Here is a 23,325-nt window from a genome sequence, read left to right on the forward strand (position 1 = left end):
AGATAACATGTTATCGCACCCGTTAGAGCTGCATACAAAAATGGTCGGAAATTTGGCTTTGCTCCCAACTCATATTGAATTAGCAGGGCTATTAACACCATGGATCACTATAGCGATAGCTTGTTTAGGTTTGATTGTTTTATTACTTAAATTTGAGTGAGGGTTATGTATGGAAGTTAAAAATGAAGCGTCAATTAGGCTTTTGCGCAGCGTATTATCATCTTTGCAAATGGAAATGATGAATAAGCTTAAAAGTGGCAATGTTGAAGACATTGATGCTTTGCATGATGTCTATATCGAAGTTGTTGACTTGATGACAACAAAAATGAACAACCTTAAGTCAGCCGCTTAATTAGCAGTGATATTGCTTATGCGCCATTTAAAAATGCTGTTTAAACTCGTTTATTACTCATTACTAAGCCTTAATTTTCGTCCATTTAGGCTAAAAATGGCGCTCAGTAATGTTGAATTTAAACCATATTACCAACCTATTATGTGCACCAAGACAGGTTGTGTACTTGGTTATGAAGTTCTAGCCCGTTGGATAAGTAATAATGATGTAATTCTACCTGATAGGTTTATTCATTATATCGAAAAATATGGGCTACTTGATGCTTTAACAAGTTCTTTGCTTGAACAAGCCTATGAGGAACTTGGTGCGCTGTCAAAACAACAGTGGTTAAGTGTAAATATTTCACCTTCAATGCTAGAGAGTGACTTTATATATCAATACTTTAAATCTAAAAAGTTTAAGTATGCAGAACGTATTAAGTTAGAAATTACTGAACGAATACCAATCTCAGACTTTACGGTCATTAATGAGCAAATAACTGCACTGAGTAAAGAAGGCTTTGAATTTAGTATAGATGATTTTGGTGAAGGATATTGCGATATCTCATATATTAGCAAATTAAATGTTAACACGATAAAACTTGATAAAAGTTTAGTTTTAGATATCTGTCTTAATGTCAAAAAGCAAAGAATTTTAAAGGCTATTTTGGCACTGAGTAAACAACTTAACCTTCAAGTTATTGGTGAAGGTGTTGAGGATAAAGAAACAGCAATGCTTTTAACGAATATTGGTGTTTCAATGCAACAGGGTTTTTTCTATGGCAAGCCTTCACATAATTTACTAATAACTGAAAACATGAATTATCAGCGGTGTTGATATGATGAATTTAATAACAAAAACTATAATGAAGTTGAAAGTTGTATTTTTTGTGTTTTTCATTATTTTTACTTCTTTTAGTATTTTTGCCAGTGGCTCATATTGTACTCTTGGAGATATTAATGAAGGGAGTATTGGTCATGATTCCCTTTTGTCTACATCAAATACAGGATTTGTTGTTGTTAATACTGATTATAACTATGTGGATTTTGTTGTAGTTAGTACAAAGATTGATTCTAAACAAAGCTTTTCTTTTAAAAAACGAAATGAGAGAGACCCATATTTTTCTCAGAATCCATTTCAGGCGCACCTCTATACGCAAAATGGAAGGGTTCATAATTTTAGATTAGCTATGTTGAGTAAAATTATAACTAGAAAAAGGAAATATAAAGTTAAAGTTGAATATGATACAGCACGATTTGAAATGAGCTTGGTATCTCACTTGGCATTAAGTGATTTTGCAGTAAACTATCATCATAATGCTCAAATAATATTGGAATTCATTTGTAGAGATTAGTGGTTAAATATTAATGATGAAGATGTTTTTTTTACTGATAAGTGCCTTGTTTTCATTAGATGTAGCGTCACACGGTATATCTCCAGTTAGAATAGACGCTGGAATAAAGCCTCTAGGTGTGAAATTTCCAGTGAAAATTAGGATATATAATACAACTGAAATACCAAGAAAAGCCGAGGTTTTTCTTAGAGGGACTGATAAGGTCGAGGTTAAATTAGGAGAAACATCAGTAATAAAGCCGGGAGGCTATAATAATGGTATCGATATAAAAGTTTATTTGGTTGCAAAAAATAGTATATCAGACGTTTGTACGAGAATGAGACACTCAAGTTCAGAATCGGCTTATAACACTGTTATTTGTTCACATGTGAAAGTTATAACACCAGAGTAGTTAATATGAACAAAATTAAATTTATCTTTCTATCTTCATTTTTAACTATAAACTTATTGACTATTAGTGAAGTCGTGGCCAACGATCTTAGATTTGATGTTAGATCTTATACTGGAGCTTCATGTTCATCTTCAAAGAGGTTATCTAGAATTAAAGCTGGCGTTCGAGGCGGTGCAGCGAATGGTAAACGCAATAACATAAATCGTTATCATTGGACTGAAAATTATAATAATGATAAGCACTTATATATAGAGCTAGAAATTCCATTTTCATTCCATGATAACAATCCAAGTCCTGCAGAGTGCGTTCGTATATTGAAACAAGAAGAAAAAATGAGGGATTTTGAACTAGAAGAGAAAGAATATGAAATAGAGATGTTAAAGCAACAATTAGCATCACAAGAATTATTGTTAAGTCAGAATACATTTGTTAGTAATTAAGAGAGAAGTTAAATGTTTTTTATTAATAAGCCATCATTAATTAAAGTGTTTATGGTGTTAATTCTTTTAGATATTCCACTTGTTCAAGCCAATAGTCCTCAGACTGTAACTTTGACATATACAAAAACTATACCTGAAGTTTGCGCGTTTGTTGCTGGTGGAACTATAAATGCAAATTTTGGAGTTGCAGATAGTGAAGATTCTTCAGCCACTAGTTTTTCAGTTAAAAGTAACACTGGAACTACTAAATTTATGGTCACAGCATCAAACTATAAAAGAGCGCTAGGAAGTAATAGTCGACCATTAACAGATGCTAATTTTGATATTAAAGTTAATGAAGGTGCTTTTCAAGATTTATCATCTGTTAAAGGTAAGACTGAGTATTTAAGTACTGATGGTGATTTTTCAGTAAAACTTAAAACAGATTTGACTAATGATAGAATTAAAAAAGGCGTGCAGACGGTTGAACTGACTATTGAGCCTAGATGTTAATGTCTTCTTTTGGTGAAAATTAATTAATAGAATAATACATATTAGTTTATCTTTTTAAGTTGTTTAAGGTAAATAATGCAATCCACTTGTAAATGTACGACTGTAGTAAAAATAAAAAGAAATATATTTGAAAAAATCTTTTGGAAGAGTAAATACCTTTGCGTTAATTGTAAGAGGGTGATAATGGTATGAGTGATAAACTATTGGTTAAAAGGAGAATAAAAGTAGAAAGTAAACGTCTTGTCAGTAAGGCTCGAAATCGCTTTCTAGCTAAAATGTTATGTGATAAGCCACAGTAAACTTTACGTGATACTTTTCAATCTTAATTAAAACTAACTTTTATCTCGTAAAAAGAAGTTTTCTTATGATTAACCACTTATAATCATATTAGTTGTGATTTATAAGTGGTTTTTCATGCTGACAATTTCAAATAATGTACAATTAGCTGACTGGGAAATCGAGCTAACTGCTATCCGAGCGCAAGGGGCTGGTGGGCAGAATGTGAATAAGGTTTCCAGTGCTATCCACCTTAGGTTCGATATTCGTCGCTCGACCTTACCTGCTTTCTACAAAGAGCGCCTATTGGCAATGTCTGATCACCGGATAACCAAAGATGGTGTTGTAATCATCAAGGCGCAGCAATTCCGTACCCAAGAAATGAATCGTGAAGATGCTTTGAATCGTCTTCGCGAATTGATTGTATCTGCTGCTGTTGTTCAAAAGGCACGTCGAGAAACCAAACCAACTCGCTCTTCTCAAAGGCGCCGAATGGATAAGAAGTCTCAACGAGGTCAAACAAAAGCCCTTCGTGGGAAAGTGAATTTTTAACGCCTAATTAGGTAGTCAGATAGGTGGTGTTTAATAGGCAAAAAAACGTGGTTGTGTAAGCTTTCTGTCAGAATGTCTTATGATGTCGAACTGAATCTATAGTCCTCTTACTCTGTTAGGTATCCTTATTCACAATGGTGTTATTAAAGGCATGTCTTTGCTTTTATTTAAGAGATTTACGCAGGGTTATAAATGATAAAGTACGTAGCAGTAACGACACTTGGTCTGATGTTGGCTGGGTGTGGTGGTGATTCTGGTGGAAATAGTGGCGGTAATGAAGGCTCTTTCTCTTTGGCTTTCTCTGATGCACCAGTTGATGGATTGGATAAGGTCTGTGTTGCGTTTGACAAAATTACGGTGAAACACGTCAACGGTGCTGAGTCTTCTTGGGGTAGCGTTTCATTTGCGGCAGATCAAAGCTCAAAAGAATGTATTCCATCGGGACACACTATTCCTAAAGACAGTAATGGTAACCCAGAGTTTATGGTTATCAATCTACTGGCATATCAAGGCGCTAAAGCACTTCAAGTATTGAGCGAAGAGAAACTAGAGGCTGGTCAATATAGTCAAATGCGGTTGTCGGTGCTGTCTACATGGGACAATAGTGCAGATTTATACCCTGATGGTACGCCGTACTCTCATGTTCGTGAAATCATTACTGGTGATGTTTACGACATCCGAGTACCAAGTGGTGAACTTAAACTTGATGGTTTTGATGTCACAGCAAATGCGACTCAAGCTTATACCCTAGAGTTTGATCTTCGTAAAAGCATGGTTAGTAATGCTCATGGCTATCAGCTAAAACCTCGAGGGCTACGTTTAGTTAAGAACGAAAATGTAGCAACATTACAAGGTACCGTTGAGAGTGGCTCTTGCGCTGCAGAAGGTAACCTTAATAAAGCATATATCTACGTCTATCAACCTCGTAGTGATGATAATTATGGTGACTTAGGCAGTTCAACTGAGCCATTTACCTCAGCCAAAGTAGATGCAACACCTGGAAAGTACACGATTGGCTATCTTCCTCTTGGGAACTATGATATCGCGTTAGCATGTGATGGTGCTGCTGATGATCCTGAGAAAGAGGAAGGGGCATCAGCGATTAGTTTGATGACGCCTGTATATAAGAACCAAGCTCTAACGACAACGGGATTAACGTTAGATGTTAAATACTAGCGTTGAGTATTGTCGTGATCCTGTAAACTAGAAAGCATGAAGTACCCCTCTGCTATGGGAGCCAGTGTTGTAAAGACGCTGGCTTTTTTATTGGGCATTCCATTAATTACTTAACGCTATTAAGATATACCCATAAAATATACCTAGAAAGTAGAAAGAAAGTCCATGTCTCTGATGATCCCAATGGTGATCTTCATGCAGCAAAGGCTGGCTGAGCGTGCCAACAAGAGTGACGCCGCCGCTATGCAAGCGTATATGAAGATCGCCCAGCCCTTTTATGGGGTGAAAAGTCCTGAACGCAAAGAAGTGTTCAAACTCGCTCGTGCTCATACTGAAGTGAATAATGTCGAAAACTACCGTCGCTTGGTGTTGTGGTTGTGGTCTGGTGTTTATCGTGAAGAGCAGTATCTAGCAATGGATGTTGCTGAATACTATAAAAAATTCCGTACCATAGAGGTTTTCGGTGTCTATGAAGAGATGTTGAAAACCGCTGATAACTGGGACACGGTAGATAAAATCGCCTCTAATCTAGTGGGTAAGTTAGTTCAAGAACACCGTGAGCTAGAAGCCAAACTTATTGAATGGCGTACCTCTGATAATATGTGGTTGCGACGGGCATCGTTACTCGCGCACCTGAAGCACAAAGGTGACACTAATTTTGCGCTGTTATCTGAAACTATTTTGATGTTGGCGCATGAAAAAGAGTTCTTCATTCAGAAAGCCATTGGTTGGGTATTACGTGAATACTCAAAAACTGAACCTGAATTAGTGAGCGCTTTTACTAAGCAACATAGCCAATTGTTGGCTCCGCTGAGCCAACGCGAAGCAATGAGAATTATGATCAAGACTTCTTGCTGATTGGTATAGCCTCCCTTTTTCGTTGTGCTTCTATCATCACTTAACTATGTGTATCCGACCTTTATGAGATAGTCGTTATTGCCAATCTGAGTGGTGTTAGGAGCAACACCCCCTAATTCTCTTCGTTTATAGTCGAATCTTTTTTAGTTCAATGCTTGCTTCTAACAGCTTTTGTGTTAATCTAATAAAACATTGTTCAAAATAATAAGTTCCACATTAACTCAAAGACAGTAAAAGCTGGAACTCAAATTTTCACTTTAAAAGATATGGTGGATAACAAATGAAGAAATTTTCATTACTGATGTTGGCGGCATCTTTGCTTGTATTGGCTGGCTGCAATGGTGATAACCAGCACTACCAATCAGGTGCTCCTCAAGTGTATAGCCAGCAAGGAGAGAGCGTTGAAAGTGAAACCTTGGCTTATTACCACAGCGCCTCGGTCGAACTAGAACGTGAACAAGTTGAACCTCGTTACTTGAGCTTATTAGATAAATGTACGCAGGATAAAGAGTTTCAGTGTACTGTGGTCAGCAGTAGTTTAAATACCGATCGTTATGTGCAAGCAAGTGTCGAAGTGCGCATTCTACCAACCGGTGTTAACGATTTTCTGGCTGTAGCCTCGCAACATGGTGAAACGAAAAACCTATCTACAACTAGCGAAGACTTAGGTGGCGCGTTAGTTGATAATGAGCAACGCTTAGCGATGTTGTTAAGTTATCAGCAAGAGCTGCTAGAACTGAAAAAGATGTCAGCGCAAGACGTGCAATCTTTGGTTCAAATCGCAAGCGAGCTTGCGAAGGTTCAGTCTGATATCGAATTAGCGCAAGGTGAGCGCTCGAAGCTGAAACAACGAGTGAACATGGATGTAGTCAATGTGAGTTTGTATTCTTACGAGCCACCATCGTTCATGACACCAATTAAAGATGCAGGTGAGGGGTTTGTTTCAAACCTAGCTGATAGTATTGGTCAGGCAATTACAGCGATTGCTTTCTTACTACCTTGGTTACCTATTATTGCTATCTTCGTTTATGTGGTTCGTAAGGCTTGGTCTTTTGCTCGTCGAGCAAAGTCGAAAGAGTAACGAAAGAAGCGTCGTGTAAAGTTACTGCTTCAGAAACAACAAAGCCGAGGTTATCAACCTCGGCTTTTTAGTGTTCGTTTAACTGAAATCAGTTATTAGAAGTACAGGCGAACGACTGATTCAGCAACACAGCCTGGGCGGCGACAGCCTTCGATTTCAACTTTGATTTCTTGCACAATCTCAAGGCCACGCTTAATGGGTGTTACCGATTGAATTGAAGTACGTGCGCGAACTCGAACGCCTGCTTTTACAGGGTATGGGAAGCGTACTTTGTTTAAACCAAAGTTTACCGTCATTTTCGCTGTTGGGTATGCTTGCTTAGTTGGGTCAACACTATCGGTTAGCACTGAAAGTAGTGATAGCGTTAAGAAGCCGTGTGCAATCGTCGTTTTAAACGGAGACTCTTCAGCAGCACGCTCAGGATCGGTATGAATCCACTGGTGATCTTCGGTCACGTCTGCAAAACGGTTGATACGGTCTTGATCAACGATTAGCCATTCGCCAACGTGAATTTCTTCGCCCAAAGTCGCTTCAATATCAGCTTTTACCAATTCAGCTTCTTCTGGAAGCTCAATCGGTGCTGGTTCTTTGACTTCTGGTTGCGGTGCAATAGCATCGTTAGACGCAACAAGCTTGTGCTCACGACCCCAAGCAGCGATAGGGCTATTGTTCGCCTTATCAAGCAACTCACTCCAGTAATCGCGCATAGATGGAGATAGCCAGTCTTTAAGTTCAAACGAGTTGTGTGACAATACTTCACGTTTTTGCTTAATAAAATCGACGACTTTCATGAATATCAACCTTGTTAATAATTGTCTAAAACGACACAAGTGGTTAATTGTAATAGCTTACATCGCAGTACAGAAATTTTTTTGTGCGTCAGATCTCATTTAAAAACTCATCCGACGAGTCAATGTTTATATTTATCAATATCTTAGTGGAAAGTAATTATTTTAATTGAATTTTCACCTTGGTTTGTTCTAGCTAAGAATTGACCATTTTCAGCGTACACTTGTGCGTCGAATAAAGCAGTGTTCACTTCTTTTATATTATGGTTGATATGCAAAATTAGCCATAAAAATTCTTATCTTTCCTATCACTTTTTTGATTTTAAGCGCTGTGGCGAAAATAGAGGTTTCACTAATAAGACAGAAGTGGGCTAAGGGGAAACCGATAAGCTCCTACACTTTCAACTGCACTGGATTTTGTCGTAGGAGTGTCGGGTGGCGGTTTTTTCGTGGTTCCCGCGTTTACTGATCCTTGGTCTAAGTTGCTGTCTGTGGCTGGGGCTTTTTATGTTTCCTCAACTTGCCAGTGCAGCACCAAAAGATGAGATTGTTTACGCGTTGGATGAAAAAGTAAGAGCAGCAGTTGCCAGCAAAATTCCGGGGGCATCGCTAGCCGTGATCATTAATGGTCAGATCCGTCTTTTACGTGGCTATGGTGTGACAAAAACGGGCACCAAGCAGCAAATGAGTTCAGCGACGCGTTTTCCATTGGCATCGATATCGAAAACGTTCGCCTCTGCTGCCACTTCGCTATTAGTCGATAAACAACTGCTCGACTGGGATACCCATGTGGTGCCTTATTTAGAACATGTTGAGTTTAGTGATCCGCAGCAGGGCAGTGCGGTAACACTTCGACACTTGCTATCACATACCACTGGTTTAGTGCCGCAAGCCTATTCTGATTTGCTGGAAGACAATGTGAGTTATCGACGGATCCGTCAGATGGTTAAGCTAATTGATTTCGTTTGTGCGCCAGGTAACTGTTATGGCTATCAGAATGTTATTTATAATTTGTCAGCGGAAATGATCGCCCAAGCGTCAGGGCAAGATTACCCTACCTTTGTACGTGAGCAGCTGTTTATCCCATTAGAAATGGATCATGCTTCCTTCGGTTTAGATGGTTTTACTAGCCATAGCAACAGAGTGACTCCTCATGTCAAAGTGAAGAAAGGATGTGCGGCAGTGAAACCACAAGCGGCGTATTATGAAGTACCAGCAGCGGCAGGAGTGAATGCTAGCGCACAAGATTTAGCGAAATGGATGCTGGCGCAGTTTGGGCATAACCCCACAGTGTTGAAACCTTCACTGCTGGAAATCATGCATAAGCCGCATATTAGAGCCAATCAACGACGCTATAAAGCGAAGTTGAGTAATGTTTATTACGGTCTAGGTTGGCGAACTTTTGATTATCAAGGGCTTACTGGATTCATTCATCATGGAGGTTGGATTAAAGGGATCCGTACTGAGATGGTATTTAATACCGTGACTCAAACAGGCATGGTGTTTCTGATCAATTGTGAACAAAACACTGTGGCGCGCAATATGGTGTTGGAATTTCTGAAATTGTATAAAAAGTATATGGTAGATGAGGTACAATCGTCGGGTTCCTGATGCGCAGTTACCAAGCAAACTATATTGAGCGGTGCTTAGTATTGATGGCGTATCCACGATAAGGAACACCAATTTATGATTAAGAAGGAGTGCCAAATGGCATCGAAAAAACGTAGAGCGCAACGACAGGCGCAGCGAGAAGCGTTACCGATTGTAGAGCAACCAGCTGTAAACGATACAGAAATGGGGCGTGGCGTGATCAAAGATAACGCTTTGAAAGCGGCAGTAACTAGTAAGCTATTCACTACTCGTGTCGTAACAGCCAAAAAAGGTAAAGGTAGTTACAACCGTAAAACTAAATTTAAAGGCCGAGAGCCTTATTCAATGCCGTTAGCTGCTTAATCACCTAAACAGTTGCCAGTATTGAATAAGGTTCTTTGTTTTTAGATAGTCTCTCTTCATGTCCATTCCTGATTCTGTTCTTAATTCTATCGCTCGTCGCTGCGGCGTTTCATCCATTCAATCAACGGACACAATCCAAACCTTATGGGGCGGATATGGCACTCTGTTTCGAGCTCATTTATGTCAAGAGCAGCAAAAGCATGCGGACCCTGAGTCAGTGATTGCTAAATATATTGCCTTGCCACAGCCTAAGTATCACCCAAGAGGCTGGAATACTTCGCTCTCTCACCAGCGTAAGTTGGATTCGTATCAAGTCGAAGTCAACTGGTATCAAAATTACGCTAATCAATGCCATTCACAGTGCTACGTGCCAAAGTGTTTGCACGTTGAGCATTTTGATAATGAAATCTTAGTGGTGTTGGAAGATCTTGCCACTGCGGGCTTTCCTCGAGTGCTTAAGGAAGCAGAACAAGCAGAGATTAACGCTTGCTTGCAATGGCTTGCCTATTTCCATGCTCAGCACTTAGCGGTTGAACCGCAAGGTTTGTGGGCATGTGGTACTTATTGGCACTTAGAGACACGTCCTGATGAACTCAAAGCTTTATCTGATGTTGAATTAAAACAATCGGCAGGGTTGATTGATCGCACTTTACAGCACTGCCGTTTTCAAACTTTGGTTCATGGTGATGCTAAGCTGGCAAACTTTTGCTTTAGCGAAGCGCAAGATCCGGTCCAAGCTGCGGCGGTAGATTTTCAATATGTCGGTCGCGGTTGTGGCATGAAAGATGTGATTTTACTGCTAAGTAGCGTGCTCGATTTTGACAGTGCAGAGCAAGTTGTACCGGATTTTCTGGATTATTATTTTCAGGCGCTGGAAAAAGCGTTGGCTGAGTGCCAGCCAATGTTGTCAGTGGAAGAACGGCAAGCTGTTGAGCAAGAATGGCGACCTATTTATTGTGTGGCATGGGCGGATTTTCAGCGTTTTGTGAAAGGTTGGAGTCCTGAGCATTGGAAAATTAATCCTTATACTGAACGCCTCACTCGACAAGCGTTAGTTCAGTTAGGTGCTGTCACGGAAAGAAGCGTTGAGAAAGGAAAGCCTAATAAAGGAAGCGAAGATGCAACTGACTGATCAAGAATGGCACCACTTATTATTAGCAGCGACAGTCGCTGCTAAGAAAGCTAATGCCCATATTCAAAGCTTTGATCGTTCTTGTTTGCAGGTTAACCACAAAATAGCTGGTTGCAGCCAAAGTGCACAAGTAGTGACCCAAGTTGATATCGCCTGTCAGGAAATCATACTTTCTCATCTTGCCGATTTAACAGCGAAATATGATTTTGCTGTCTTAAGTGAAGAAAATGCAGATGAAGCTGATACTCATAAGCACCCAAGACTGACTAAGGACTACTTTTGGTGTATCGATCCGCTCGATGGCACCTTGCCTTTTATTGAGAACACACCGGGCTATGCCGTATCTATTGCGTTAGTGAGCCAAAGTGGTGAGGCGGTAATTGGCGTGGTGGTTGATCCAGTCACTCAGGATTGTTATCAAGCACTGAATTTATCCAGTGGTAGTTTGCTACTTAAAAACGATCAGCCTTGGTGTCCTCAAGCCTGCGAGCCGGACTCTGTAGGGCAAGGTATAGCATTTACCTTGGTTTATGATCGCAGCTTTGAGTGTGATCCGGCTTATTCTTACTTTATCGATACGCTTTGGTCACAGTTGAAAGTGCTAGGGTATTCAGGGTTGGAAGTCGTGAATAATAAAGGCGCGGTCATGAATGCTTTGACTGTATTAGAGCAGCCTCATTCGACTTACATTAAGTTGCCTAAAGCGCGAAAAGGGGGAGGCAGTTTGTGGGACTTTAGTGCTACTTCAGCTATATTTGCGGCGGGTACCCGATTAGGGTACCCATTAATTACCTGTAATATCTATGGTGCGGCTTTAGATTTGAATCGTCGAGATTCAAATTATATGAACCATCAAGGAGTGGTGTTTAGCCACCAAATAACATTAGCTTTGAGTAAATTTATGCACTAACAGTTATCACACCCTATTGATACGGTATTATTCCGCCATCGATTTGGTACAACCTAAAAAGTTGGTGCTTAAACTGACGCTACACAGAATTTGGTCTTTGTTATAAAGCACTTGGTTATATTCTTCATGAAAATATTCTTCAAGATATGCTTGTGAAGCACTAGTATCACTTTTATCTTTACCTTCAATATCACTTTCTTTTAACTGAATTGAGTACAATTCGTCCCCCCAAAAGTGAAGAGAGTAACGACTACTGTAACGCTGACCAGATAGGCCATTTGTTGTACTCAAATGTATTTGATAAAAACCTAATCTGTCGGTGTTTACAACAGACGACTGTTGGATCTCATCAAAACCTTGATCATGAAAGATAAAGCGTTTGTTATAAAAGGTTTGGGTGTTTTTATTGCCAATGAGTGCCTCGGTACAAGCTTGATTACAATGGAAAAAATAAAAAAACACCGATAATGAAACAAAGGCATAAATAACTAAACTGTACTTAATGGCATTTCTCATTGATCAAACCTTTAATTTGGTCGAATGGGTAATTTAGCGGAAGCGTAAAATCAAGTGTGAAACGCTCATTTAATTTTCGTGATATATAGATACAAGATAAGTAGATCTGTTGCGGGTTTGTTGAAATAAACAAATCACTGATATTGCTTCTAAATGATTGATTTTCTTTTTTTAGCTCAGCAATGATGATTCTACTACGTTTCCCTTTTTTGAAATGTAAGTTGGTCTCGTTAACTTGTTCGGTATGCCAAACTTTTTTTGAAACCGTTTTATGTGTCATTGCAAGATTATAAGTATAGATATTAAGTGCACTTATACCGATGAATACACTAAACATAAATAAAATCAACATCATATGGTTGTTGCGAAGAGATGTGCGTAAATGGGCTAAAAAATGGTTTTCATCTCTAGGCGGTTTTAATGTTGGTACCTCAAGCTCTAGTTCTTGAGTGATTTCTTGTTCTTTGTTGTCAGTAATTTTAATTATTTCATTACTGGTTTCGTCGCTTTCGTTATTTGATTCTAGTTCTATCTTATTCTCTGTTTTAAATGGTACGAGTTGAACTTGGTGAGGGAGTATCATATACCCCTTTCGAGGTAGGGTTTTGATTACTCTTTGCTCTTTACCACTATCACCTAACATTAACCTTAGTTGAGCAATAGATTGGGTTAAGCTTGATTCAGATACAATTCGACCTTCCCAAACCGTAGACATAATCTCTTCTTTCGAAACTGCTTTACCCTCATGCTTAATTAGCAGCTCTAAAATGTGACAGTCTGTGGATTTTAATTTTTTGTGAATGCCTGCTTCGTAATTTGATAATTGTGAGCGTTTAAGCGGATTTAATAACCACATTTATATACCCGTGTGTTAACACTTATGTGCAAACTTTATTAATGGGTAAGCAATTATACACAATTTGCATTAAAACACCATGCAAAATCATACGTGTATATGCGTAATTAGCCATTTGCAGTGAATGAAAACCATTACAGGTTAGTGCTTTTTTATCTATTTTTAAATATTATTTTCTTATTAATCAATATATTAACTGCGGTTTTGAGTGTGGCTTTTGTTGGGGGAGGGAAACACTGAGTTTATGCGGGTAAACAATAATGTGTAAGGAAAAGTCGACATGTGAATGATTGTGTTTACTTGGCTGGTGAGTAATTGTAGTGCGTAGGTAAACGGCTAAAATTTGAGTCTAACTTATCGTATTAGCTTTTTATATAGTTAGTAAGTATTAAGCTAAATTAATTCTCTAAGTTTAAGTGCTTACTTCTACATTAAAATTGTCATAATGCTGTTTTTGTGGTCTTTAGTTCTGTTGTTCTTTGTTGGGTTAGTTTTTTGTTTTGCTAGAATTCGGGTAAGCCGTACATTAAAAATTCAGCGATTAGATTGATTTCAAGTCATGGATGAGTTTTTACTCTTGTCTTAAGATTTATACTCTCCCTGTTCTTCATAGAGTCATTACTCTAGTTTAAATTTTTGATTTCATGGGTTTTATTGTTTTTAAGCAAAGTTTATTAGTATCAAAGGCTGGTGTCCGCTAATTTAACTTCCGAACGACGAACACTGAAATAAGCGCACTGTGTGATGCAATAACGGGTTAATTTTAACGGTGTTGCATTGTGTTATTGCCATTTCAGTGAATAGCTCCTCTTTGTTTAGTTAAGAACTTAGATACCTCTACAGTTTAAGTTTGAGCTGAGCATAAGAGGAGCAAATCATAATTACAGGAATGAAGAGGTATCCATGTTATATCCGGCACCAGGAAGTGAATGTTCAAGTGTTCACTTTAAATCTAAATACCAAAACTACATTAACGGTACTTGGGTTGAGCCAGTAAATGGACGTTACTTTGAAAATCACTCGCCAGTAGATGGCTCATTTATTTGTGAGGTTCCACGTTCTGACGCAGCAGATATTGAACTTGCATTGGATGCAGCGCACGCAGTTAAGAGCGAGTGGGCAAAAACAAGTGTAACCGAGCGCGCAAACTTACTATTAAAAATTGCCGATTGTATTGAAGCACACAGCGAGCAACTTGCAGTGGCTGAAAGTTGGGAAAATGGTAAGCCTGTTCGTGAAACCATTGCAGCAGATTTGCCTTTGGTTGTTGATCACTTCCGTTACTTTGCTGGTTGTATTCGTGCACAGGAAGGTGCCGCAGCTGAGCTAGATAGCACAACTGCGTCATACCATTTCCATGAACCTATTGGTGTTGTGGGTCAAATTATCCCTTGGAACTTCCCATTATTAATGGCGGCATGGAAGCTAGCTCCAGCACTTGCTGCTGGTTGTTGTGTCGTTCTTAAGCCTGCAGAACAAACGCCATCTTCAATCTTAATGTTGATGGAAGTGATTGGTGATCTTATTCCTGCTGGTGTTGTGAATGTTGTTAATGGTTATGGCCAAGAAGCGGGTAACGCACTAGCAACAAGTAAACGTATTAATAAATTGGCTTTCACTGGTTCGACTGAGGTGGGTAACCACATTCTGAAGTGTGCGGCTGATAACCTGATCCCTTCAACCGTTGAGCTTGGTGGTAAGTCTCCAAATATCTTCTTTGAAGATATCTTCCAGGAAGATGACACATTCCTTGATAAATGTGTTGAAGGTGTACTGCTTGCGTTCTTTAACCAAGGTGAAGTTTGTACCTGCCCATCTCGTCTGTTGATTCAAGAATCAATTTATGAACAATTCATCGAGCGTTTGCTTGAGCGTATGAAGACGATTAAGCAAGGTAACCCTCTGGATGTAAACACTCAGGTTGGCGCACAAGTTTCCAAAGAGCAGTTTGATAAGATCCTTTCTTACATTGAATTGGGTAAGTCAGAAGGTGCGGAAGTTCTTGTTGGTGGCGAAGCTGCAGAGCAAGAAGGCTTCTACATTAAGCCAACAATCCTTAAAGGCCATAACAAGATGCGCATCTTCCAAGAAGAGATCTTTGGTCCTGTTGTATCGGTAACAACTTTCCGCGATGAAGAAGAAGCATTGGAAATTGCAAACGATACTGAGTTTGGCTTAGGTGCGGGTGTGTGGACGCGCAATACAAATCGTGCATACCGTATGGGTCGTGCAATTGAAGCTGGTCGTGTATGGATTAACTGTTACCACGCTTACCCTGCGCATGCTGCATTTGGTGGTTACAAGAAGTCTGGTATTGGTCGTGAAACGCATAAGATGATGCTAGAACATTACCAAAACACGAAAAATCTTCTTGTGAGCTATTCCGATAGCCCACTAGGTTTCTTCTAATAATGAATGTACAGGGCTGCAATGCAGTCCTGTTCTTTAACGAGAATGTTAATTTTTGATATTAACGCGATAAGCTGTCTACTTCCGCTACTGAAAGAAAACACTTTGTTGTCTCACAATGAGGTGTTTTTTAGTCAAAATGGTAAGTTACACAAGGTCTATCAATTCGTAGAGCACACAACTACGATTCTTGAAGATCTTGGTGTTTTTAATGATCAGGTGACGGGCTACACCATGGTGCTTGATAGCTTTCAAGAGCTGAAATTGAATGGCACAGAGCTTGTGGTCATGTCGAATACCGTTGTTGGTTAAAGCTTTATTTTCGCGCTATGCCAAATCAGCCATTGAATTCTGCACCTTGAGGTAACTTGAGTTTATTAAGGCGAGTGTGAACAAGATATTGTGCTTGTGGGCATTATTGGTTGCGGTTGTTAATGGTGAACTTAGTTCTAAGTTAACTGAAACTTATCATACTGAGATTGGTATAAATGTACCGGTAGTGAGTTATATCAATGAAGCTGCTCCCATTTATGCGCAACAAGACAGTACTGAACAACGCGATGTTCAACAAATTAAAACGCAACGAGTTCCTGCTACTAATCCCAAAGAACCTGTTTTTGTTCAAAGTGATAGAAAAGCGAGCTCAATGTGGACGTTTATGGTTGATTAAAACATCCAATGTTTTGATATGTGAACTAATGCTCTGAAATTAAGATTTAGAGCTTGTTCTAACGAACGAAAGCCGAGCTCTAACTAACGAAAAAGTGAGGGTATTACCCCCCAATACTCTCGCTTAATTTCACATTTTATTATTTTGCTTCTGCTGCTATTGCGATTCCATCAAAGAGCCTTCCTTATTTATTGAGTAATGACTAATTTTTTGCTGACACTGCTTTTATAGTCGATGTATACTTGGCTATATATCGAATTATGAATATGAAAGTGGTGAAGATGAAGTTAGGAAAATTATTGGCTCTAGCGAGTATCTGTGTGGCGGCAACTGTTCAAGCTAACGATAAGGTGACGATTTTCGCCGCTTCATCATTGACCAATGCAGTGACTGATATTGCTAAAGCGTATGAAGCGCAAGCTGATGTGACTACGCGTTTATCTTTTGCTTCTTCGTCAGCTTTAGCTCGTCAGATCGCCCAAGGTGCACCTGCTGATATTTATATTTCTGCCAATCAAAAATGGATGAGCTACTTGAGCGAGCAGCAAGCGGTTGAATCAGACTCTGTTACACCGTTATTGCACAATAGCTTGGTAGTGGTGGCACCTAAGTCATACCCTGAACCAAAAATCCACGTTTCCGCTGCTTGGGATCTTGAAAAGGCATTAGATGGGACTCGTTTGGCGGTTGGAGATCCTAAACATGTTCCTGCTGGGCGCTATGCGAAACAATCTTTAGAGCATTACGGCTTATGGGCAGATGCGCTTCATTTACTGGCGCGTGCAAATAATGTTCGCTCGGCACTAGTATTAGTAGAGCGGGGTGAATCTCAACTGGGCATAGTGTATAAGACGGATGCGCAAATTTCTGACAAAGTGAAGATTGTGGCTCAGCTAGCAGACGATAGCCATTTGCCTATCCAGTATCCGATGGCAATCGTTGCGGATAAAGCAACGCCAGCGGTGAAAAGCTATTACCAGTTTTTACAGTCAGATGCAGCGAAAGCGATTTTTACTAAGTATGGTTTTGAGGTAGTGAGTGCTAACTGAATACGAAATTCAGGCATTATTGCTCAGTTTGAAAATATCAGGAGTGGCAGTGCTGTGTAGCCTGCCACTCGGCATTTTATGTGCGTGGTTGTTGGCCCGTTGCCAGTTTGTTGGTAAATCGATTTTAGACGGCATAATCCACTTGCCTTTGGTTTTGCCTCCGGTCGTGATTGGTTACTTATTGCTAGTGATGATGGGACGCCAAGGTGTGATTGGACAATGGTTATATCAGTGGTTCGGTTTAACACTCAGTTTTAGCTGGCGTGGTGCTGCTCTTGCGGTTGCTGTGGTGGCTTTTCCGTTAATGGTACGTTCAATTCGGCTTTCTCTTGAAAGCGTTGATGCTAAATTAGAGCAAGCGGCGCGCACGCTTGGCGCAAGCCCGTTGAAGGTTTTCCTAACTATTACTTTGCCGCTAACAGTGCCGGGGATCTTAACAGGGACTATCTTGGCTTTTGCTCGTGCTTTAGGCGAATTTGGCGCCACTATTACATTTGTGTCGAATATCCCCGGGGAAACTCAAACTATCCCGCTGGCAATGTATTCCTTTATTGAAACCCCAGGTGCAGAAAATGAAGCCGCACGTTTGTGTATGATCGCAATCTTTATTGCTTTAGCATCTTTATTTGCTTCTGAGTGGTTATCTCGTATTGCCCGTCGTCGTTTGGAGGCGCAATGTTAGCGATTTCGGTACGCCAACAGCTTGGTGATTTAGATCTCGATGTGGATGTGAACTTACCCTTAACTGGGATCACGGCGGTGTTTGGTCGTTCTGGGGCGGGCAAAACCTCTTTTATCAATATTTTGAGTGGCCTCACCATGCCGGACCAAGGACGCATTCGCCTTGGTGATCAAGTCTTGTTTGATAGTAATACTGGAACAGCCTTGCCTCCTGAGCAGCGTCACATCGGCTATGTGTTCCAAGATGCGCGCTTGTTTCCACACTACAAAGTAAAAGGCAATTTGCTTTATGGCTGTAAATCGAAAGATGAACAGCACTTTACTGATGTCGTGAAATTACTTGGGATCGAGGCTTTGCTTGATCGTTATCCCGCGTCGCTTTCCGGTGGAGAAAAGCAGCGAGTGGCTATTGGCCGCGCTTTGCTGACCAAGCCTGCGATGCTGCTGATGGATGAGCCGTTAGCTTCGCTTGATTTACCTCGAAAACAAGAACTATTGCCTTATTTAGAGCGGTTAGCGAAAGAAGTAAATATCCCCATTTTGTATGTTACCCATAGCTTGGATGAGATCCTGCGTTTGGCGGATCACATGGTGATGTTGCACCAAGGCAAAGTGGTCGCATCAGGCCATGTCAACAGTGTTTGGGGCTCACCAGAGATGCGCCCGTGGCTGCCAGCTAAAGAGCAAAGTTCGCTGCTTAGTGTACGTGTTAACTTTGACCACCCTAATTACGCTCTGACACAAGTGATGTTGAGCCAACACGATTTTTTGTGGGTAAACAAGTTAGACAAACAGCGTGGTGAGTGGGTACGTGTGCGGATCCATTCCAATGATGTTTCGCTTACCCGTGAGAAACCACAGCAGACCAGTATTCGTAATATCTTACGGGCACGAATTGATAAAATTCAGCGTGATGAGCAAAACGAGCGAGTAGAGGTACGTTTACGTATCGGTGAAAGCCAACTGTGGGCTAACATTACCTTATGGGCTGCTGATGAACTTAATTTGCAAGTAGGGGAGCCTATCTTCGCGCAAATTAAAGGTGTGAGTGTTACTCGCGATGATCTCGCCGCTTAGAATGATTGAGAATGTGTAACTTGATGAATTATAGTGTTGTCCGTATTCACGGTAGGGCGCATTGAATGACTAAGCTGCTAAAAAAATTGACTGTATTTTGTGTATCTGGCTTGGTCGTTGGTTTATTGATATTCAGCTACTACGGTTATCAATCGTATCGTGCGCTCACCTATATGAAAAATGACCTTTACTGGTTATGGGTAGATAGTCAGTTAATCAGTCCAGATACAACAGCGATGCAAAGCGGGCGCACTCCTCACACTAAACAATTGGTTTATCGCCAAGTGGATGTAAATCGTCAAATGGCGGTATTTCTCAATACTACCTATAACGGTTATTTTTTATTCACCTTCGTAAAATCAGCCCCTTGTAGTGCTTCATCCTCTTATGACGCGATGCTGACAGTGAATGGCGAAGCGGATCAACCCGTTTCATTTCAGTGTCAAACACCCAACACGGCAATTTATCGCATTGCCGAACCTAAGTTTACTCAGCTAAAACTCGTGAATTCAGACTTCTCGTTTGATATCAGTGAGCAAAAGTGGCCATTTAAAGCGCTGAAAAAAGATGATTTCATGCAGCGCAACTACCACTTTTTCAAAGGGCGCACGAAAGAGCCGCTTTACCCGTGGAATCGCGATTAGTCAGGTTTGTAATGTGAAGAATCATTCAGAAGGATTGTTAGATAGACGGGATAGCTAGATTGCGCATCTAACATTCTTGTTTTGGCAGGCGGTTATGCGCAGCATTCACTAACAAGGCTAAGGCTTAGAATGCTGTCGCGTAATCAATTAGAGCGGTTTTACTGTTCACTTAACATATAAATATAGGCATCAAGGCTGGTGCCATCTTCAAGGTAAACTGGGGTTACGACGCGAGAATATTCACTGCCTTCGAATTCATCAAGTTTGTGCCAGTTATCTGCAAGGTTTTCAGAAATGAAGACAAAACCATTCACTTTTTCACCATCTTCAGCGAGCTCAATGCCTGGGAATCCCATTTCTGCGCCCCAACCTTTGCCTTTGAGGTGACCGCGAACGAAACCTTCACGCCATTCGCCACCAATGGCAGTCATAACGTGTTCATTGGGGCGACCCGGGCACAGTGTGCCATAGACAAATAGCTTATCTAGCATCCTACTTCCTTTTAATTCTGTGGTGATGAATAGCTGACATCATATAGAAAATGAGGTTGATTTCACACTATTAACAAGATTGTTGATAGAAGGGCGCAGCGAATAAAATAAACGACGAACCATTTTTGATGGTTCGTCATTCGGTCTATTGGTTAGCTGATTAAGCGACGGCAGCTTCTAGAATCTGACGCGCTTCCACTGGTGTAACTGATTGGTTTTCAGTTAGCGAAGTTAGACCATGACCTTCAAGGCGTTTGATTACTAACTCGATGGCTTGGGCTTTATCGCCATCATGCTCAGTGAGTTGAGTTGCAACACCTAGTTGGTTGTAGAAAGTTTCAATTGCATCAATGGTACGTTCTGCTAAATCACTTCCGCCTTCTAAGCCAAATACGTTACGCCCCATTTGTTCAAGTTTGCCACGCTTATATTCAATTTGGTTACGAAGTAGTGATGGCTGCACAATGGCGAGCGAGCGGGCATGGTCAACATGCCATAAAGCTGTTAATTCATGGCCAATCATGTGTGTCGCCCAGTCTTGCTCAACACCTGCGGCGATCAAGCCATTAAGTGCTTGGTTAGCTGTCCACATTAAGTTAGCACGCCACAAATCGTTATCGCGTTCAGCATAAGTATCACCCAGCGTTTTTAAAGCACGAAGTAGAGACTCAGAATAACCATCTTGGACTAATGCACCAGATGCTTTGGTTATGTATTGTTCGCAAACATGCACCCATGCATCGACGATACCATTAACCAGTTGTTTCTCTGGAAGTGTTTTCATCACATCAGGATCCATAACAGCAAATTGTGGATGAACACACGTAGCTGCAAATGGCAGTTTTTGTTGAGTTTCAGCTTTAGTGATCACTGAATTGGCATTGGATTCAGAACCTGTTGCTGGAATTGTTAGGATGACACCAATAGGTGTTGCAACTTGTGGTTTGTATGCACCTGTTAAGATATCCCAACCATCGCCATCGTAATGCGCTGCTGCCGCTGCGTATTTGGCACCATCAATAACTGAACCGCCACCTACCGCAAGGATAAAGTCAACATTTTGTTCTTTGATGATGGTGACAGCTTTATCCATGGTTTCTTTGGTTGGGTTTGCTTCAACACCAGAGAACTCAAGCCAGTTATGATCTGTTAGTGCTTGTTCTACTTGCTGGTAAACACCGTTTTTCTTGATTGAGCCACCACCATAAATGACCAATACTTTCTTTGATTTGTCGATGGCTTGAGTAATGTTGCTAATTTGACCTTGACCAAAAAAGATTTGCGTTGAGTTTTGGTATGAGAAGTTCATATTGCCCTCTGTGCTGATACTTTATTTGAGTTTGATTTATTCTGTGTGTATGCATAATAGTAGTCATTTGGCGGCTTATGAAGGTCGAATAATCCAAATAACATGACTATTTCTACAAATGTTGATGAGGAGAGTTAATGTCTTTGAAATCATTAATGCAGCGCTATGTTGATCAGAATAACCTCCATGATTACGAAGGGAGTGTTGCGACCAAGATAGAAGACGTGCGTTTTTATCGCAGTAAAAATGGACATTCTCGTCAGCCAATGATGTATAAATCTGGGATTATCGTTCTCGGTCAAGGGCGTAAAGCCTTATACGCTGGTGGAAAACGCATTTGTTACGGCGAAGGAGACTGCTTGATCATGGGCGTGCCAATGCCAGTAGAATGTGAGGCTTTTCCTAGCAATAACGAACCTTTGCTGGGTATCTCGATTCAAATCCATATGCCGTTGTTACAAAAATTAGTTGCCAAAATTAAACATCATCGAGATGTAGATTTTCAGCCAGTGCACTCAGAGCAAAGTATTCGTCGTGAACCGATCGACACTAAGCTTAATGCTGCTTGTGAACGCTTGATGCTTGCCTTGTGTGATGATTTAGAAGCGGCAGTGATAGGGCAGGCTTTGTTAGAAGAAGTGATCTTCTTTGCTTTGATGAGCAAAAGTGGCAATACCTTGTTTACGCTGGCGGATCAGGAAGGTCGTTACGCAAGGATCGCATCGGTATTACAAGAAATTCATACCAATTACTCTAGCGCGCTTAATGTGTCTGAGCTAGCGTCATCCGCAAATATGAGCGTGTCATCTTTTCATACCGCGTTTCGTAATGTAACGCTTGAATCGCCAATTCAGTACATCAAAAAGGTGAGACTTAATAAGGGGCGTGAGCTTATTTGTTTTCAAGGTAAGCGTGTCAACGAAGCGGCTGATTTGGTGGGTTACTCCAGTGCTGCGCAATTTAGTCGCGAGTTTAAACGTCAGTTTAATTTAGCGCCTAAAGATGCCGCAAGCACTGTTGGATAATTACAAAAAGTAGCCACCGGGAATGATGGCACATTAGTATTAATTTATTCAGTTCAATTTCGCTTCTAGTGCTTCTAAGCGCTCGATTAACTGTGAGTTAATAGCTTTAAGGTCTTGGATCTCGGTTTGTAAGTCATCAATACAAGCTCCGTTTTTATCACAGATTTTCATCGTCCCACCCATTACAGCGAAGGTTCTGTCTTCTGGTACCTGACCGTATACTGAAGGGTCTATGTAACCGCTAAAATCGTAGAGGCCGATGCCTACTGAACTATCACCCGATACATTAATACCATTACCGAAAGCTATGGCGTTTTTACCTTCTGCCTGTGTTCGGTTACCCCACGCAGATGAGTAGTCACCATAAGCTCTTGTACCAAAGCCCCACGCTGTCGAGTATCTACCAGTTGCATGAGATTGTCCCCCCCATACAGTCGCTTGATCACCTGTTGCTTTTGTGTTCGAACCCCATGCTGTAGCCTGATGGCCAGTTGCCTTTGTGTACATTCCCCACGCGGTTGATTGGGCTCCAGCTGCTTCTGCGCCTGCTCCCCATGCAGAGGCTTCAGGGGACGTTGCTTTAGTCAAAGAGCCCCACGCAGTAGCACGGTAGCTAGATGCTGTTGTATCTCGTCCCCATGCCGTGGACTCAAGGGCTGAGGCATCTGCTCGAAGTCCCCATGCTAGTTGATTTTTGGGACCTGTTTCCAATATTCCAGCCTGAGCGGGTAAAACCATCATTGTCAGAACAGACAAAGCAAGTGCTTTCATTTTCATAATATAAATTAACCTCTTAGTAAAAATTCACTTGTTCTTTGATGAGGCTGGAGGTTAACAAAAATTAATATGCTCAATAGAAAAAGG

The 23,325-nt window shown here is 40.8% G+C and carries 28 protein-coding genes; 22 read left to right on the top strand and 6 right to left on the bottom strand.

Going from position 1 to position 23,325, the window contains the following annotated elements; all coding sequences use genetic code 11:
• Window positions 1-169: 169 nt before the first annotated feature.
• The 10 genes from A3K86_RS19635 (at window position 170) to A3K86_RS19680 (ending at window position 6,951) form a co-directional block, all read left to right on the top strand.
• Window positions 170-352, top strand: a complete 183-nt coding sequence (locus A3K86_RS19635; RefSeq protein WP_068335411.1) for a hypothetical protein — start codon at window positions 170-172, stop codon at window positions 350-352.
• 18 nt (window positions 353-370) lie between these two features.
• Entirely contained in the window at window positions 371-1,168 is a 798-nt protein-coding gene (locus A3K86_RS19640; RefSeq protein ID WP_068335415.1) for an EAL domain-containing protein, read from the top strand.
• A 1-nt stretch (window position 1,169) separates the two neighbouring features.
• Complete coding sequence (locus A3K86_RS19645; protein ID WP_068335417.1) at window positions 1,170-1,685, top strand: hypothetical protein; 516 nt, start codon at window positions 1,170-1,172, stop codon at window positions 1,683-1,685.
• Between the two features lie 13 nt (window positions 1,686-1,698).
• Window positions 1,699-2,076 (top strand): hypothetical protein, encoded by a 378-nt coding sequence (locus tag A3K86_RS19650; protein WP_068335423.1) that lies wholly within the window; start codon window positions 1,699-1,701, stop codon window positions 2,074-2,076.
• A 5-nt stretch (window positions 2,077-2,081) separates the two neighbouring features.
• Window positions 2,082-2,516, top strand: a complete 435-nt coding sequence (locus tag A3K86_RS19655; protein WP_068335424.1) for a hypothetical protein — start codon at window positions 2,082-2,084, stop codon at window positions 2,514-2,516.
• A 12-nt stretch (window positions 2,517-2,528) separates the two neighbouring features.
• Complete coding sequence (locus A3K86_RS19660; RefSeq protein WP_068335427.1) at window positions 2,529-3,008, top strand: hypothetical protein; 480 nt, start codon at window positions 2,529-2,531, stop codon at window positions 3,006-3,008.
• A gap of 414 nt (window positions 3,009-3,422) precedes the next feature.
• Window positions 3,423-3,836, top strand: a complete 414-nt coding sequence (arfB, locus tag A3K86_RS19665; protein WP_068335432.1) for an alternative ribosome rescue aminoacyl-tRNA hydrolase ArfB — start codon at window positions 3,423-3,425, stop codon at window positions 3,834-3,836.
• Between the two features lie 192 nt (window positions 3,837-4,028).
• The gene (locus A3K86_RS19670) at window positions 4,029-5,012 is read left to right on the top strand and encodes a DUF4382 domain-containing protein (protein WP_068335438.1); all 984 of its coding nucleotides are present in this window, start codon (window positions 4,029-4,031) and stop codon (window positions 5,010-5,012) included.
• Window positions 5,013-5,177: 165 nt separating this feature from the next.
• Window positions 5,178-5,870: a DNA alkylation repair protein gene (locus tag A3K86_RS19675; protein ID WP_068335441.1), complete on the top strand. Its 693-nt coding sequence runs from the start codon at window positions 5,178-5,180 to the stop codon at window positions 5,868-5,870.
• A gap of 280 nt (window positions 5,871-6,150) precedes the next feature.
• Window positions 6,151-6,951 carry a DUF4349 domain-containing protein gene (locus A3K86_RS19680; RefSeq protein WP_068335442.1) on the top strand — a complete coding sequence of 267 codons (801 nt, stop codon included), beginning with the start codon at window positions 6,151-6,153 and terminating at the stop codon, window positions 6,949-6,951.
• Window positions 6,952-7,046: 95 nt separating this feature from the next.
• On the opposite strand, the gene A3K86_RS19685 is transcribed toward A3K86_RS19680, so the two are convergent.
• Window positions 7,047-7,742 (bottom strand): MaoC family dehydratase, encoded by a 696-nt coding sequence (locus A3K86_RS19685; protein WP_068335444.1) that lies wholly within the window; start codon window positions 7,740-7,742, stop codon window positions 7,047-7,049.
• A gap of 432 nt (window positions 7,743-8,174) precedes the next feature.
• Between A3K86_RS19685 and A3K86_RS19690 the strand changes: the two genes are divergently transcribed.
• The 4 genes from A3K86_RS19690 (at window position 8,175) to A3K86_RS19705 (ending at window position 11,734) form a co-directional block, all read left to right on the top strand.
• Complete coding sequence (locus A3K86_RS19690; RefSeq protein WP_232322033.1) at window positions 8,175-9,350, top strand: serine hydrolase domain-containing protein; 1,176 nt, start codon at window positions 8,175-8,177, stop codon at window positions 9,348-9,350.
• Between the two features lie 96 nt (window positions 9,351-9,446).
• Complete coding sequence (locus A3K86_RS23150; RefSeq protein WP_068335447.1) at window positions 9,447-9,692, top strand: alternative ribosome-rescue factor A; 246 nt, start codon at window positions 9,447-9,449, stop codon at window positions 9,690-9,692.
• A gap of 58 nt (window positions 9,693-9,750) precedes the next feature.
• Window positions 9,751-10,824 (top strand): phosphotransferase, encoded by a 1,074-nt coding sequence (locus A3K86_RS19700; RefSeq protein WP_068335450.1) that lies wholly within the window; start codon window positions 9,751-9,753, stop codon window positions 10,822-10,824.
• The gene (locus A3K86_RS19705) at window positions 10,811-11,734 is read left to right on the top strand and encodes a 3'(2'),5'-bisphosphate nucleotidase CysQ family protein (RefSeq protein WP_068335453.1); all 924 of its coding nucleotides are present in this window, start codon (window positions 10,811-10,813) and stop codon (window positions 11,732-11,734) included. The genes A3K86_RS19700 and A3K86_RS19705 overlap by 14 nt, the downstream gene beginning before the upstream one ends.
• Window positions 11,735-11,761: 27 nt before the next feature.
• Here A3K86_RS19705 and A3K86_RS19710 read toward each other — a convergent pair whose 3' ends face one another.
• Together A3K86_RS19710 and A3K86_RS19715 are read right to left on the bottom strand one after the other, a co-directional pair.
• Window positions 11,762-12,250, bottom strand: coding sequence for a hypothetical protein (locus tag A3K86_RS19710; RefSeq protein ID WP_068335456.1), 489 nt, complete (start codon window positions 12,248-12,250; stop codon window positions 11,762-11,764).
• On the bottom strand, window positions 12,234-13,106 hold the full coding sequence (locus A3K86_RS19715) for a transcriptional regulator (RefSeq protein WP_068335463.1): 873 nt from the start codon (window positions 13,104-13,106) through the stop codon (window positions 12,234-12,236). Before A3K86_RS19715 ends, A3K86_RS19710 begins: the two co-directional genes overlap by 17 nt.
• Window positions 13,107-14,009: 903 nt before the next feature.
• Between A3K86_RS19715 and exaC the strand changes: the two genes are divergently transcribed.
• From exaC to A3K86_RS19750, 7 genes are all read left to right on the top strand, one after another.
• The gene (gene exaC, locus A3K86_RS19720; RefSeq protein WP_068335466.1) at window positions 14,010-15,515 is read left to right on the top strand and encodes an acetaldehyde dehydrogenase ExaC; all 1,506 of its coding nucleotides are present in this window, start codon (window positions 14,010-14,012) and stop codon (window positions 15,513-15,515) included.
• A 45-nt stretch (window positions 15,516-15,560) separates the two neighbouring features.
• Entirely contained in the window at window positions 15,561-15,827 is a 267-nt protein-coding gene (locus A3K86_RS19725) for a hypothetical protein (RefSeq protein WP_068335467.1), read from the top strand.
• A gap of 76 nt (window positions 15,828-15,903) precedes the next feature.
• Window positions 15,904-16,185 carry a hypothetical protein gene (locus A3K86_RS19730; protein ID WP_146145593.1) on the top strand — a complete coding sequence of 94 codons (282 nt, stop codon included), beginning with the start codon at window positions 15,904-15,906 and terminating at the stop codon, window positions 16,183-16,185.
• Window positions 16,186-16,466: 281 nt separating this feature from the next.
• Entirely contained in the window at window positions 16,467-17,234 is a 768-nt protein-coding gene (gene modA / locus A3K86_RS19735; protein ID WP_068337081.1) for a molybdate ABC transporter substrate-binding protein, read from the top strand.
• Window positions 17,224-17,916 (top strand): molybdate ABC transporter permease subunit, encoded by a 693-nt coding sequence (modB, locus tag A3K86_RS19740; RefSeq protein ID WP_068335473.1) that lies wholly within the window; start codon window positions 17,224-17,226, stop codon window positions 17,914-17,916. Before modA ends, modB begins: the two co-directional genes overlap by 11 nt.
• Window positions 17,910-18,992, top strand: coding sequence for a molybdenum ABC transporter ATP-binding protein ModC (gene modC, locus A3K86_RS19745; protein ID WP_068335477.1), 1,083 nt, complete (start codon window positions 17,910-17,912; stop codon window positions 18,990-18,992). The genes modB and modC overlap by 7 nt, the downstream gene beginning before the upstream one ends.
• Before the next feature lie 65 nt (window positions 18,993-19,057).
• On the top strand, window positions 19,058-19,636 hold the full coding sequence (locus A3K86_RS19750) for a hypothetical protein (RefSeq protein ID WP_232322034.1): 579 nt from the start codon (window positions 19,058-19,060) through the stop codon (window positions 19,634-19,636).
• A 158-nt stretch (window positions 19,637-19,794) separates the two neighbouring features.
• Here A3K86_RS19750 and A3K86_RS19755 read toward each other — a convergent pair whose 3' ends face one another.
• Window positions 19,795-20,127: a gamma-glutamylcyclotransferase family protein gene (locus tag A3K86_RS19755; RefSeq protein WP_068335480.1), complete on the bottom strand. Its 333-nt coding sequence runs from the start codon at window positions 20,125-20,127 to the stop codon at window positions 19,795-19,797.
• 160 nt (window positions 20,128-20,287) lie between these two features.
• Entirely contained in the window at window positions 20,288-21,436 is a 1,149-nt protein-coding gene (locus A3K86_RS19760) for an iron-containing alcohol dehydrogenase (protein WP_068335482.1), read from the bottom strand.
• 137 nt (window positions 21,437-21,573) lie between these two features.
• Between A3K86_RS19760 and A3K86_RS19765 the strand changes: the two genes are divergently transcribed.
• Window positions 21,574-22,461, top strand: coding sequence for an AraC family transcriptional regulator (locus tag A3K86_RS19765; RefSeq protein WP_068335484.1), 888 nt, complete (start codon window positions 21,574-21,576; stop codon window positions 22,459-22,461).
• A 48-nt stretch (window positions 22,462-22,509) separates the two neighbouring features.
• Here A3K86_RS19765 and A3K86_RS19770 read toward each other — a convergent pair whose 3' ends face one another.
• Window positions 22,510-23,238 (bottom strand): hypothetical protein, encoded by a 729-nt coding sequence (locus A3K86_RS19770; protein WP_068335489.1) that lies wholly within the window; start codon window positions 23,236-23,238, stop codon window positions 22,510-22,512.
• Window positions 23,239-23,325 lie beyond the last annotated feature (87 nt).

Source organism: Photobacterium jeanii, from assembly GCF_001650345.1.
GTDB classification, from domain to species: domain Bacteria; phylum Pseudomonadota; class Gammaproteobacteria; order Enterobacterales; family Vibrionaceae; genus Photobacterium; species Photobacterium jeanii.